Consider the following 270-nt stretch of genomic DNA (forward strand, 5'->3'; position numbering starts at 1 on the left):
GCCCAGCACCGCCAGGTACTTGCCCAGCACGATGCGCCAGGCCGGCACGCCCGCGGCGAACAACAGCGGGAGGGTACCGTTGCGACGCTCGCCGGCGAGCGTTGACATGGTGAGCAGCGGCACCACCAGGAACGCCAGCTGGGCCAGCTGGGCCAGCAGCGGCACGCCGACGAGGTCGGTGAAGCCGGGGCCGTCCGGCAGTGCGGCACGCTGGATCTGCCCGGCCAGGAAGCCGCCCAGCAGCAGGGTGAAGTTCCACGCCAGCCAGGC

1 pseudogene is annotated in these 270 nt (G+C 72.6%); it reads right to left on the minus strand.

The annotated features are described in order from the left end of the window. Window positions 1–270 (minus strand): annotated as a pseudogene (locus tag DC347_RS21380) (hypothetical protein); the annotation flags it as partial.

The organism is Pseudarthrobacter sp. AG30 (genome assembly GCF_003116525.1).
Taxonomy (GTDB): Bacteria; Actinomycetota; Actinomycetes; order Actinomycetales; family Micrococcaceae; genus Arthrobacter.